Source organism: Streptomyces sp. GL_140, assembly GCF_057834465.1.
Window position 1 is genome coordinate 2,470,845 of sequence record NZ_CM174404.1, and the last position, 12,733, is coordinate 2,483,577.

General features: G+C 73.0%; 12 protein-coding genes. 3 read left to right on the plus strand and 9 right to left on the minus strand.

The window, feature by feature from the left end:
• The first annotated feature begins 10 nt into the window (after window positions 1–10).
• Complete coding sequence (locus AC3IYJ_RS11590) at window positions 11–790, plus strand: alpha/beta hydrolase (protein WP_489401224.1); 780 nt, start codon at window positions 11–13, stop codon at window positions 788–790.
• Window positions 783–1,343 carry a hypothetical protein gene (locus AC3IYJ_RS11595; RefSeq protein WP_489401225.1) on the plus strand — a complete coding sequence of 187 codons (561 nt, stop codon included), beginning with the start codon at window positions 783–785 and terminating at the stop codon, window positions 1,341–1,343. Before AC3IYJ_RS11590 ends, AC3IYJ_RS11595 begins: the two co-directional genes overlap by 8 nt.
• 166 nt (window positions 1,344–1,509) lie before the next feature.
• Here AC3IYJ_RS11595 and AC3IYJ_RS11600 read toward each other — a convergent pair whose 3' ends face one another.
• From AC3IYJ_RS11600 to AC3IYJ_RS11625, 6 genes are all read right to left on the minus strand, one after another.
• Entirely contained in the window at window positions 1,510–2,262 is a 753-nt protein-coding gene (locus AC3IYJ_RS11600; protein ID WP_489401226.1) for an endonuclease/exonuclease/phosphatase family protein, read from the minus strand.
• Window positions 2,263–2,337: 75 nt separating this feature from the next.
• Window positions 2,338–3,279 (minus strand): ROK family glucokinase, encoded by a 942-nt coding sequence (locus AC3IYJ_RS11605; RefSeq protein WP_384661364.1) that lies wholly within the window; start codon window positions 3,277–3,279, stop codon window positions 2,338–2,340.
• 61 nt (window positions 3,280–3,340) lie between these two features.
• Window positions 3,341–3,838 (minus strand): DUF5304 domain-containing protein, encoded by a 498-nt coding sequence (locus tag AC3IYJ_RS11610; RefSeq protein ID WP_489401227.1) that lies wholly within the window; start codon window positions 3,836–3,838, stop codon window positions 3,341–3,343.
• A gap of 94 nt (window positions 3,839–3,932) precedes the next feature.
• Complete coding sequence (locus AC3IYJ_RS11615; RefSeq protein WP_489401228.1) at window positions 3,933–5,078, minus strand: ArsA family ATPase; 1,146 nt, start codon at window positions 5,076–5,078, stop codon at window positions 3,933–3,935.
• A 30-nt stretch (window positions 5,079–5,108) separates the two neighbouring features.
• Complete coding sequence (locus AC3IYJ_RS11620) at window positions 5,109–5,558, minus strand: SRPBCC family protein (protein ID WP_489401229.1); 450 nt, start codon at window positions 5,556–5,558, stop codon at window positions 5,109–5,111.
• A gap of 90 nt (window positions 5,559–5,648) precedes the next feature.
• Window positions 5,649–6,461 (minus strand): metallophosphoesterase family protein, encoded by an 813-nt coding sequence (locus AC3IYJ_RS11625; protein ID WP_489401230.1) that lies wholly within the window; start codon window positions 6,459–6,461, stop codon window positions 5,649–5,651.
• A gap of 228 nt (window positions 6,462–6,689) precedes the next feature.
• On the opposite strand from AC3IYJ_RS11625, the gene AC3IYJ_RS11630 reads away from it, so the two are divergent.
• Window positions 6,690–8,486 carry an AMP-dependent synthetase/ligase gene (locus AC3IYJ_RS11630; RefSeq protein WP_489401231.1) on the plus strand — a complete coding sequence of 599 codons (1,797 nt, stop codon included), beginning with the start codon at window positions 6,690–6,692 and terminating at the stop codon, window positions 8,484–8,486.
• 33 nt (window positions 8,487–8,519) lie between these two features.
• Here the strand turns inward: AC3IYJ_RS11630 and AC3IYJ_RS11635 are convergent, their stop codons facing one another.
• The 3 genes from AC3IYJ_RS11635 to AC3IYJ_RS11645 all read right to left on the minus strand — a co-directional run bounded on the left by AC3IYJ_RS11635 (window position 8,520) and on the right by AC3IYJ_RS11645 (window position 12,722).
• On the minus strand, window positions 8,520–10,133 hold the full coding sequence (locus AC3IYJ_RS11635; protein WP_489401232.1) for a GMC oxidoreductase: 1,614 nt from the start codon (window positions 10,131–10,133) through the stop codon (window positions 8,520–8,522).
• A 201-nt stretch (window positions 10,134–10,334) separates the two neighbouring features.
• Window positions 10,335–11,477: a glycosyltransferase family 4 protein gene (locus AC3IYJ_RS11640; protein ID WP_489401233.1), complete on the minus strand. Its 1,143-nt coding sequence runs from the start codon at window positions 11,475–11,477 to the stop codon at window positions 10,335–10,337.
• Between the two features lie 21 nt (window positions 11,478–11,498).
• Window positions 11,499–12,722, minus strand: coding sequence for a hypothetical protein (locus AC3IYJ_RS11645; protein ID WP_489401234.1), 1,224 nt, complete (start codon window positions 12,720–12,722; stop codon window positions 11,499–11,501).
• Window positions 12,723–12,733 lie beyond the last annotated feature (11 nt).

Below are 12,733 nucleotides of genomic sequence, written 5' to 3' on the forward strand. Positions count from 1 at the left end.
GGAGATCCTGGTGCCCGTCCTCCCTGGAGCCGAGCCGTTCCGCCACGAGGGCGGAAAGGTCGGCGTCCTCCTCTGCCACGGCTTCACCGGTTCCCCGCAGTCGATGCGCCCCTGGGCCGACCATCTGGCCGCGCGGGGGCTGACGGTGTCGCTCCCCCTGCTCCCCGGGCACGGGACCCGCTGGCAGGACATGCAGCTCACGGGCTGGCAGGACTGGTACGCCGAGGTGGACCGCGCGCTGCGGGAACTGCTCGACAGCTGCGAGCAGGTGTTCGTCTTCGGGCTGTCTATGGGCGGTGCGCTGACGCTGCGGCTGGCGGCGAAGCACGGGGACTCGATCCGGGGGATCGTCCTCGTCAACCCGGTCAACAAGGTGCACGACCCGCTGGCCGTAGCCCTTCCGGTGGTCAAGCACTTCATCCGGTCGACGCCGGGCATCGCGAGCGACATCGCCAAGCCCGGCTCGGACGAGGTCGGCTACGACCGGATCCCGACACGGGCCGCGCACTCGCTGCGGAAGTTCCTGCAGATGCTGGACACCGAGCTGCCGCAGGTGACGCAGCCGCTGCTGCTCCTGCACAGCCCGCAGGACCACGTCGTACGGCCGGCCGACTCGGCACGGATCCTGGCGCGGGTGTCCTCCACCGATGTCACCGAGACCCTGCTGGAACAGAGTTACCACGTCGCGACGTTGGACCATGACGCGGAGCGGATCTTCGCGGACAGTTATGCGTTCGTCGGACGACTGGCGGAGAGCGTGGGCAGGGAGGGGGCGGCCAGCGGTGGCTGAGCACGAGGAGTCCTCGGGGGGTGTCCCTCCGCTGGACGAGGAAGCGGCGTGGGCGGCGATCGTCGCCGGCTACGGCCAGGAGCCGGCGGACCCGCCGGGCGCGCGGCCCTTCAGACCGATCGAGAACCTCCTCCTGCCGGAGGAGGACGTCCAGCCCGAGCAGCCGCCGTCCCCGGAACCCCCGCCGGCGGCGACCCTGGGCAGCTCGGTGGTGTTCGCCCCGGGCGTGGGCACCTCGGGCCCCCGGGACCACTCGCTGGCGGACCCGGACGACTCCCCCGCGGCGGCGGCCGCCGCGGCGAAGGACGAGGGTCACTTCGTCCCGCCGGAACCGGAGCTGCCGGAGGCGGACACCACCTCGAAGTTCGCCTGGCTGGCGGTGGTGGGCGGACCGGTCCTGCTGCTCCTGGCGGTGCTGCTCCAGTGGGACATGACCTGGTGGCTGACGACCCTGGGCATCGGCGGGTTCCTGGGCGGGTTCGCGACGCTGGTGGCCCGGATGGCCACTGGTGACGACGACGATGACGACCCCGGTCGCGGAGCGGTGGTCTAGGCGCGACCGGCCGCTGCGCGGAGCCTTCTCCCCGCCCCGCCCTTCGCCCGTTCCCCGGGGCTCCGCCCCAGACCCCGCGCCTCAAACGCCGGCGAGGCTGGATTTGCCGCGCAGCGGCAAATCTCAGCCCGTCCGGCGTTGAGGACCGGGTCCGCGCAGCGGCCGGCTACGCCGCCGGCAGACGCAGGGCCGCCAGGACCGGGAGGTGGTCCGTCGCCGAGGCGAGGTCCGCGGCACGGACGCCCGGGAGGCCGGTCGGGACGCCACAGGCCAGTACCTCCACCTCCCGCGTCGCGAAGACGGCGTCGATCCGCCGGTCCGGCGCCGTCGCCGGGAAGGTCCGCTCCCCGCCCCACGGGGCCACCGACCAGCAGTCCTGGAGGGTTCCGGCGAGGCGGCCGAAGGCCGGGCCCCCCGGGATCTCGTTCACGTCACCGGCCGCGATCGCGTACGGCACGTCCATCGAGGCGACCCGGTCCAGGAGGAGCTGCGCCTGCGCCCCGCGCTCGGCCGTGTCCAGCGACAGGTGGGTGCTGACGACCCCCACCCGGGCCCCGGCGAAGCGCACCACGGCCGTGGCGAAACCCCGCCGGTGGTGCCCCGGCGTCAGGGGCAGCAGCACGTCCTCGGTCCGCTCCACGAAGGCCCGTAGGGAGCACATCAGCAGCGGCCCGGCCGCGGTCGCGCCCCCGCTCAGCACCACCAGTTCGGATTTCCTGGCGAGCCGCGCCGCGTGCTTGCGCCAGCGGAAGAACCGGGGCGCTTCCTGCACGAACACCAGGTCCGGCGCACACGCGCGGATCACCCGGGCCAGTGCGTCCTCGTCGTCGCGCATCGAGCGGACGTTGTAGGAGAGCACCCGGATGACAGCTGAACCATCGGCTTCGGTACGGGAGTTCGGCAGCTCTGCGAGTTCCATACCCGGCAACATAACGAGACTGCCCGCCGTACCCCAGGGGGCGCGGCGGGCAGTCTGCCGATACGGGTGGGCCGCTCAGCCCTGGCGGGCCAGGTCCGCCGCGCCGACCAGGCCGGCCTTGCCGCCGAGCTGGGCCGCGAGCACCTGCGCGTGCGGGCGCCACGCGCCGCCGATCAGCCAGCGCTTGAAGGACTTGCGGATCGGGTCGAGGACGAGGTCGCCCTCGTCCGAGACGCCGCCGCCGACGATGAAGGCCGACGGGTCGAAGAGCGAGGCCAGGTCCGCGAGGCCCGCGCCCGCCCAGCGGGCCAGCTCGCGGAAGGAGTCCACGGCCACCAGGTCGCCCTGCCGGGCCGCTTCGCTGATGTGCTTGCCCTCGATGCCCTCGGGCGTGCCGTCGCCGAGTGCGAGCAGGATCGTCGCGTTCTCGGGGGTGGCGTTGGCGCGCTGCTTGGCGTAGCGGACGAGCGCGCGCCCGGAGGCGTACTGCTCCCAGCAGCCCTGGCTGCCGCACCCGCACAGCAGGCCGTCCGGGACGACCCGGATGTGGCCGAACTCGGCGGCGACGCCGAAGCGTCCGCGCCGGAGCTTGTTGCCGATGATGATGCCGCCGCCCAGGCCCGTGCCGAGCGTGATGCAGATGACGTCCTCGTGGCCCTGTCCGGCGCCGAAGCGGTATTCGCCCCAGGCCGCGCAGTTGGCGTCGTTCTCGACGACCACGGGCAGGCCGATGCGCTGCTCGACCTTGTCCTTGAGCGGCTCGTGGCGCCAGTTGATGTTCGGCGCGAAGAGTACGGTCGCGCGCTTGTCGTCCACGTATCCGGCGGCGCCGATGCCGACGGCGTCGATGGTGTGGCTGCTGCTTACCTCGGACACGGCGGCGCAGATCGCGTCCGTCACTCCGTCCGCGGTCGGCGGGGTGGGCACCTTGTACGTCTCAAGGATGGTGCCGTCTTCGTCGACCACGCCGGCCGCGATCTTCGTGCCGCCGATGTCGACGCCGATGGTGAGTCCCATTAGTCCCTCGGTTTCCGGTCAAACCCCGCCGCTGTCAACCGTACCCGAGTGATGAAGAGGATCAGTCTAGATCGATCCGCTCCGTGGAGCCTGCGGCGCCGGTGCCGCGCCCACTCTCGCCGCGGGGCCCGTCGTTGCGCTCCCCGCCGCGCTCGTCGCGTTCGTCGCGCGTCCACCGGCGCTCGTGGCCCTCGACCGCCGAGCGGTAGGCGGCGAGCAGCTCCGAGCCGGCCGCCGCGAGGTGGTCGAAGACCTCGGGATTGCGCTCGATGACGGGCTTGGCGGCGGTCTTCGCCTGGTTGACGAACTGTCGTACGGCTCCCTGGGCAGCGCCCGTGATCAGCGGGTTGTTCAGCGCGGACACCTTGTCGGCGACGGCCTCGAACAGCTTGAAGAGCTCCTCGGCGGCGGTGCCGGTGCCCGTGCCGGTGCCTTCTCCCCGCGCCCGGCGCCGCTCCTTCTCCGCGGCGAGGTCCTCGGCGCAGGCCTCGGCCCACGCGTCGTCCCCGGCGGGGGCGCCGGCCTGTCGGTCGGCGGGTCGGTCGGTGGCCTCGCTCATGGCGGACTCTCCTGCGGCGGCGGCTGGTCGTGCGGTGCGGACTACCTTCGACGTTACCCGAACGGCGGTACGCCACCCAGGGCCGTCCACGGCGTCAGGGCGTGCGCGGCCACAGTCCCGGGTCCGGGGTGAAGCGGATGCGCAGCTCGTCGTCGGCGAGGGCCGCGCCGGAGACCGTGCACCGGCGCAGCGCGGCGGGCAGCGGAACGATCCTGCGGTACGGGCCCACCGTGAGCAGCAGCTCGTCGCCGCGCCGGACCAGGTCCAGCTCGCCCTTCTCGGCGCGGGGCAGCGGCACGCACCAGACGAGCACCCCGTCCTCGGCGAGCCGGTCCTCGACGGGCCAGGCGGGGCGGGGGCCGCCCGTCGCCGGGGCGAAGTCCGCCGTGGCGGCCAGTGCGGCCAGGTCCCCGGGACCCTGCGGATCCCGGCCCAGGTGGGGCAGGGGCACCGAGGGGCCCCACTGCTTCCACCGGTCCTCGAAGGCCTCCTGCTGGGAGGCGAGCCCGGCGAGCCAGGGGTCGGCGGAGCCCCGGGGCACCGTCCGGTTCAGGATCAGGTCGCTGATGGCGAGCTGGTGCAGGGCCAGCCCGAGGGCCCCGGAGCGCAGGGCCTCGTCGGCGGCGGGTCCGGGCTCGGCGACCAGGCGGACCCGGGTGGTGGGGGCTTCCACGACGGCCTGGACGGCCGCCAGCTCCTCGTCCCAGCGGGCGGCGGCCTCGTACAGCCACTGCGCGGGCATCGGCACCCCGGCCAGCTGGGCCAGTACGGGGCGCAGGGCCCGGGCCGCCTGGCGTTCCGTGGGGAGCAGCCGGGCGAGGTAGCGGCGCAGCTGGGCGGGGAGGGCGAGGGTGGCGACGGCCTGGTGCAGCGGGGGCATGTCGACGACGACGAGGTCGGTGGCGGGCTCGGCGGCGGCCCGTCGCAGGGCGCGCAGCAGCGCGAACTCTTCGGCGCCGGGGAGTTCGGTGAGCTCGTCGGCGCCGAGGGGGCGGGCCCCGAGCATCCCGAGGAGCGTGGAGCCGCGTTCCTGGAGGGCGACGAGTTCCTGGCGGAACTCCTGGCCGGAGTCGACGCGGGCCACCCGTACCCCGCTGCCCGGCAGGGCCACCGGGTCGCCGGGGCCGCCGGAGGAGAGCAGCAGCACGCGGTGCCCCTCGCGGGCAGCGGCGAGCGCGGTGGCCGCCGCGACTGTGGTCCGCCCCGCCCCGCCGGGGCCGGTGACGAGCAGGGTGTGCATGCCGGGACGGCTCCTAGTGCTGTGGCCGGGTCAGGCGGAAGCGGGGGCTTCCACTCGCTTCTTCAGGCCCGCCAGCGCACGGTCGATGATGACCTTCTCCGCCTTGCGCTTGATCATGCCCAGCATCGGGATCTTGACGTCCACGGTCAGCTGGTAGGTGACCTCGGTCCTGGTACCGCCCGCCAGCGGTGCCAGCCGGTAGGAGCCGTCCAGCTGCCGCAGCATCTGGGACTTGTCCAGGGTCCAGCTGACCTCGTCCGCGCCCTTCCAGGCGTACGCCAGGGTGTGGTCGTCCTTGATCGCGCCCGCGTCCAGCAGCAGCCGGACCTTTTCCGCGCGACCTTCGGCGTCGGTGGCCAGTACCTCGGCCTCCTTCACCTCGCCGGTCCACTCGGGGTAGCGGGCGAAGTCGGCGATCACGGCCATGACGTCGGCCGGGGACGCCTCGATCGTGATGCTCGAGCTGGTGTGTTCCGCCATCGCGGTCGCTCCTCCGTGGAGTTTTCGAGGAAGTGTGCGGACGGCCGGAAGGCCAGGGCCGCCGCGTGAAGGCTATCGCGCGTGCGGGCCTCACCACTCCAGGGCCCACGGCCTTCCGGTCGCCGCGAAGTGGCCGACGTTCACGCACTCCGTGGCGCCGATCCGCATCCGTCTGGCCAGCGGCTGGTGGACGTGGCCGAAGAGCGCGTACCGGGGCCGGGTCCGCCGGATGGCCGCGAGCAGGGCGCCGCTCCCCCGTTCGAACCGGCGGGCCACCGTGTCGTAGCAGAGTTCCGGAACCTCGGGCGGAATGTGGGAGCAGAGGACGTCGACTTCGCCGAGTGCCTCCACCTTGGCCGCGTACTCCTCCTCCGACACCTCGTAGGGGGTGCGCATCGGCGTCGGCAGCCCGCCGCCGACGAAGCCGAAGACCCGTCCCCCGATCTCCGCGCGCTGCCCGTCGAGGACGGTCAGGCCGGGGCCGGCGTACTCGGGCCACAGGTCCGGGACGTCGACGTTGCCGTACGTGGCGTACGTCGGCCGGGGGAAGGCGGCGAACATCTCGGCGTACTGGCGGCGGACCGCGCCCTCGATGAGCCGCTCCCGGTCGAGCCCGTCCCACAGCCTGCGGCCGAACTCGCGGGCTTCTTCGAACCGGCGGGCGGTGCGCAGTTCGACGATGCGGTCGGCGTTCTCCACTCCGAAGAGGTCGGGGAAGATGCCGCGCGAGTGGTCGGCGTAGTCGAGGAAGAGGACCAGGTCGCCGAGGCAGATCAGCGCGTCGGCGCCTTCTCCGGCCCGGGCGAGGGCCTCGGTGTTCCCGTGCACATCGCTGACGACGTGGATCCGCGTACCGCGCTTCGTGCCCACTTTGGCCTGAGTACTGCTGTGCGTGCCACCCATGCGGCCACCCTAGGGGCGCTTGGCCACCGCGGGTAGGGAATCGGGAGCAGCGGCCGGACCTGCGGTTACTTCCGAGTCGCAAACGGGGTCGACTACTGTCGGCAGGGCACGGCCGTGGCGTGTGACGCACGGAACAATCGACCGGTTCCCTCTATCCGGAACCCACTACCGGTGGGTAACGTCCGGTCGGTCCACATGGTGGCGATGGCGCCCAGAGGAGCAGCAGTCTTGCGCGAGTTCAGCCTTCCGGCCCTGTACGAGGTCCCGTCGGACGGGAACCTGACGGATCTCATCCGCCGCAACGCAGCTCAGCATCCCGACACCGCCGTGATGGCCCGCAAGGTCTCCGGCCAGTGGCAGGACGTCACCGCGACCGAGTTCCTCGCCGAGGTGCGTGCCGCCGCCAAGGGCCTGATCGCGTCCGGCATCAAGCCCGGCGACCGCGTCGCCCTGATCTCCCGCACCCGCTACGAGTGGGTCCTGGTCGACTTCGCGATCTGGAGCGCGGGCGCGGTCACCGTCCCCGTGTACGAGACCAGCTCCGCCGAGCAGATCCAGTGGATCCTCGGCGACTCCGGTGCCGTCGCCGTCGTCACCGAGTCCCCCGCGCACAGCGCCGCCGTGGCCGCGCTGCGCGACCGGCTGCCGGAGCTGCGCGAGGTCTGGGAGATCGAGCAGGGCGCGCTGGCGACGCTGACCGCCGCCGGCGCCACGGTCTCCGACGCCGAGGTCGACGCGCGCAGCGCGCTGGCGGGCGCGGACGACCCGGCCACCATCGTCTACACCTCCGGCACCACCGGCCGCCCCAAGGGCTGCGTGCTGACCCACCGCAGCTTCTTCGCGGAGTGCGGCAACATCGTGGAGCGCCTCAGCCCGCTCTTCCGGACCGGCGAGTGCTCCGTACTGCTCTTCCTGCCGGCCGCGCACGTCTTCGGGCGCCTGGTGGAGGTGGCGGCCGTACTGGCGCCGATCCGCCTGGGCTGCGTACCGGACATCAAGAACCTCACCGACGAGCTGCAGTCCTTCAAGCCGACGCTGATCCTCGGCGTGCCGCGCGTGTTCGAGAAGGTCTACAACTCGGCGCGCGCCAAGGCGCAGGCCGACGGCAAGGGCAGGATCTTCGACGCGGCGGCCGAGACGGCGATCGCCTACAGCCGCGCGCTGGACCTCCCGGGCGGTCCTTCCCTCGGGCTCAAGCTCAAGCACAAGCTGTTCACGAAGCTGGTCTACAGCAAGCTCCACACGGTCCTCGGCGGGCGCGGCGAGTACGCGATCTCCGGCGGGGCCCCGCTGGGCGAGCGGCTCGGCCACTTCTTCCGCGGCATCGGCTTCACGGTGCTGGAGGGCTACGGCCTGACCGAGTCCTGCGCGGCCACGGCCTTCAACCCGTGGGACAGGACGAAGATCGGTACGGTCGGCCAGCCGCTGCCCGGCTCCGTGGTGCGCATCGCCGACGACGGCGAGGTGCTGCTGCACGGCGAGCACATCTTCAAGGAGTACTGGAACAACCCGTCGGCCACCGCCGACGCGCTGACCGACGGCTGGTTCCACACCGGTGACGTCGGCACGCTCGACGAGGACGGCTACCTCGCGATCACCGGGCGCAAGAAGGAGCTCATCGTCACGGCGGGCGGCAAGAACGTGGCTCCCGCCGTGATCGAGGACCGGATCCGGGCGCACGCGCTGGTCGCGGAGTGCATGGTGGTCGGCGACGCGCGGCCGTTCGTGGCCGCGCTGGTCACCATCGACGAGGAGTTCCTGGGCCGCTGGGCCGCCGAGCACGGCAAGCCGGCCGGTGTGACGGCCGCCGAGCTGCGCGAGGACGCGGACCTGATTGCCGCCGTCCAGAAGGCGGTGGACGACGGCAACGCGGCGGTCTCCAAGGCGGAATCGGTGCGGAAATTCCGCATTCTGCCCTCCCAGTTCACGGAGGAATCCGGGCACATCACGCCTTCGCTGAAGCTCAAGCGGAATGTGGTGGCGAAGGACTTCGCGGACGAGATCGAAGCCCTCTACCGCGGTTAGCAGGGCTGGCGGTCCGCGGCCGGAGGCCGCTGATCAGCGCGGGTCGGCGAGGACGCGTGACATGTTCCGCTCCGCAAGGGCGGTGATCGTCACGAAGGGGTTCACGCCGAGCGATCCGGGCACCAGCGAGCCGTCGGTGACGTACAGACCCTGGTAGCCCTTGACGCGGCCGTAGTCGTCGGTCGCCTCGCCGAGGACGCAGCCGCCCAGCGGGTGATAGGTGAAGTTGTCGGCGAAGGCCTTGTTGTCGCCGAAGAGGTCGTAGCGGTAGATCGTGAAGTTGGCCCGGTTCACGCGGTCGAAGAGTCTCTTGGCCGCGTTCACGGACGGGGTGTTCTGGTCCCGGGTCCACTGCAGCTTCGCCGAGTCGCTGGCCGCGTCGTACGTGAAGTGCCCGCGCTCCGGGTTCTTGGTGATGGCCAGGTACATCGAGATCCAGTGCTCGATCCCCATCGGGAGCGGAGCGATCTCCGCGAAGACCGGGTTCGAGGCGTTGTCCCAGTCGTCGATGCCCAGGGCGGGCATGGTGGACTGGTTGGCGCCGACGGTGTCCCACAGGTGGTTGGCGCGGGCGGTCATCACGTTGCCGTTGTGGCCCCAGCCGAGGCCCACCTTGTCGTTCAGGGCGGGCAGGGTGCCGGTCTCGCGGGCGCGCAGCAGGATCTCGGTGGTGCCGAGGCTGCCGGCGCCGAGGAAGAGCTGCTTGCAGCCGAGTTCGCGGACCTGGCTGACGCGGCCGGTGATGTCGCTGGTCTGGACGGTCAGGACGTAGTCTCCGGCCGGGTCCTGCCGTACGCCGACCACGCGCTGCATGGTCTCGATGGTGACGTTGCCGGTGCCGAGGGCGGCGGCGAGGTAGGTCTTGTCAACGCTCTTCTTGCCGTGGTTGTTGCCGTAGATGACCTCGCCCGCGAGCGCCGACTTGGTGGCGGTGCCGGCGGCCTCGCGCTTCATGTACTCGAAGTCGTAGACGTTGGGGACGAAGGTGGTCTTCAGGCCGGTGTTCTGGGCGTGCTTGCGGGAGACGCGGGCGAAGCGGTACCACTCCGTGGACTCGAACCAGGCCGGGTCGATGTCGTTGACGCCGAGCATGGCGCGGGCCCGGGGGTAGTAGGTGCCGTACATCTCGTCGGCGTCCACGCGGGGCAGCACTTCGGTGAAGTACGAGCGCTTCGGCGTGGGCGCCATGCCGCCGTTGACGAGGGAGCCGCCGCCGACGCCGCGGCCCACGTACACCGACATGCCCCCGTAGTTCACCCGGTCCAGGACTCCGGGGTAGGGGCTGATGTTGCGGTTGACCACGTCCAGCCAGAGGAACTGGGCGAGCGGGGCCTCGGTGCGGGTGCGGTACCACATGGAGCGCTGGTCGGGTGCGGAGGTGGACGGGAAGATCTTCCCGTCGGACCCCGGGGTGTCCCAGAGCCGGCCCATCTCCAGGACCACGGTGCGCACCCCGGCCTGGCCGAGGCGGAGCGCGGCGACGGCGGACCCGTAGCCGGAGCCGACGACGATGGCCGGGGCGTAGGTCGCGGCCGCCGGTTCGGCGGCGGCCGCGGACTGCAGGCCGATGCGGGTGAAGCCGAGGGCGGCCGCCGTCTGGAGGGCGCCGAGGCCTAGAACATGACGGCGCGTCAGGTTTGGTGTCATGGCCGCATCATGAGCGGATTCCGCCCAACCAGCCATAACCCGCACTGACACGCTTCTGAGTAACAGTCAGACATGGCTCGACCGTAGACGGAGCCCGACCCCGCCCGCAGGGGTTTGATCAACTCTGTCCGAGATCAGCTCTCAGCAGCGACAGCCCCCTCCACCTGGGAAGGGGCCCCGGACGGCCCGCCCGGCCCGTGACTACAGCAGCTCGCGCAGGCGCTCCGCCAGCAGGTCCCAGCGCCATTTCTCCTCGACCCAGGCACGGCCCCGACGGCCCATGCGCTCGCGCAGGGCCGGATCCTGGAGGAGCGCCACGATCCGCTCCGCCGCGTCGGCGGGGGCGCCGCCCGGAACCACCCAGCCCGTCTCCCCCTCCAGTACCGCGTCGGGGGCTCCGCCCGAGTCTCCCGCGACCACCGGCAGGCCCGTCGCGGAGGCTTCGAGGTAGACGATGCCCAGGCCTTCCACGTCCAGGCCGCCGCGCCGGGTGCGGCAGGGCATCGCGAAAACGTCCCCGGCCCCGTAGTGGGCGGGGAGCTCCGCCCACGGGACCGCGCCCGTGAAGACCACGGAGTCCTCGACCCCCTTGGCGAGCGCCAGGGCCCGCAGTTCGGCCTCGTAGGGTCCGCCGCCCACGACGAGCAGGACGGCGTCCGGCACCTGCGCCAGGATCCTCGGCATCGCCTCGATCAGCGTGTCCTGGCCCTTGCGGGGCACGAGCCGCGAGACGCACACGACCACCGGGCGCTCCGACAGGCCCAGCCGGGCGCGGACGGCCGCGCCGCCCGATCCCGGGTGGAAGGTCTTCTCGTCGACGCCCGGCGGGAGCTGCACCATCCGCCCCGCCGCCGCCGGCGTCACCGCGGAGGCGATCCGCGCACGCGTGTACTCCCCCAGGTAGGTCAGCGTGTCGGTGCCCTCGCCGATCCGCCGCAGCAGCTGCCGCGCGGCCGGCAGCTGCGCCCAGCCCGCCTCGTGCCCGTGGGTGGTGGCCACGATCCGCTTCGCCCCGGCCCGGCGCAGCGCGGGGCCCATCAGGCCCAGCGGGGCCGCCGCCCCGAACCACACCGACTCGCAGCCGTGTTCGCGCAGCAGGCCCGCGGCCCGCCGGGTCACCCGCGGGGTCGGCAGGAGCATCGTCGTACGGTCGCGCACGATCCGGAACGGCTGCTCCGCGTCGAAGGCCGCGGTGGCCGCCCGGCCCTCGGCGGAGTGCTTCCAGGTGGAGGCGTAGACGACGACGCGGTCGGGGTCCAGCCGCAGGGCCATGTTGTGCAGGAAGGCCTGGATGCCCCCCGGTCGCGGCGGGAAGTCGTTGGTCACGATCAGCGTCTTGTGCATCGTCAGCCGACCCTACCCGAGCTACCGGAACTCACCGCGCAGCTCCTGCTGCCAGGCCCGGGTCAGCGCCGGCAGGTCCGTTCCGAGGGCCTCGTCCAGGGCCGTGGGCAGCGGTTCGCGGCCGGCCTTCTCGTACAAGGAGACGAGCGCCGCGTCGCCCCACTTGCGCGCGATGAGCCGGCAGGCCAGCCAGGAGCCCTCGTAGGCCCGCGCGAGCGCCTCCCCGTCCCCGCCGAAGGCGAAGGCCGCGTTGCCGGGGAGCTCGGCCGGCAGGTCCCCCTGGCGCACCGCCCGGCCGGTCGCCGGTGCGGCCTCGGCCGCGCTGCGGCCGCTGTCCCGGTACGCCGCCCAGTCCGCGAAGCCCTCGGAGAGCCACAGCGGGGTCTTCGCGGTGGTCGCCGCGCGGGTGGCGACGTGCGTGGTCTCATGGGTCAGGATGACCTGGCGGCCCTCCGCCGTGAGCTGTCCGTACCCCTCCGGGTTGACCACGACCCGGTCGGCGGGGGCGGGGCCCGCTCCGGTCCGCCCGGTGGTGACGGCGCCCAGGCCCCGGTACTCGTCCGCCGGGCGGCCCAGCAGCGCCGCCATCGCCTCCAGCGACCCGGGGACCAGGACCACCACCCGGCCCGCCCAGGGCCGCGGCCAGGCGGCGCTCGCGGCCGGGACGGCCCTGTCGGCCTCGGCGGCGATCGCGGACAGGGCCTCGGGGCTCTGGCCTGCGCCGCCGAGCACCAGCGCGTGCGCGCCCCGCGCGACGGTCACCGGACCCTGGTCCCACAGCTGCGGCGGGGCGCCGGGCGCGGGCCGGTCGGCCACCACGGTCCAGGAGCCGCCGGCGGCGTCCGGGCCGCCGGCGCCGCCGGGGCCGCCGTCCCGGGCGAGTTCCACCTCGCGGGCCGATCCGGCGGGGGCCGCGTCGTAGCCGGTGAGCCGGTAGTGCAGCTGGGCCCGCGCGAAGGCCCGTACGCCGTCCACGCGGACCGAGGAGACCTCGTAGGACCAGCCCTCCAGGGGGATGTCCGCGAGCCGCTCGGGCGGGGCCGCCGACCAGGCGGCGACGGCCCGGCGGACGGCCTGTTCGGCCGCCGAGCCGGCCGGGGCGGAAGCGGAACCCGAAACGGAACCGGATCCGGGGCCGGTGACCGCCCCGGGGGCGCAGCCGGCGAGCGGCACGCACAGCAGCAGCGCCAGCGACGGCAGCACGCGCAGGACGGGGTGACGGGAACGGACCGGGCCCGGGAACATCACCCGATCGT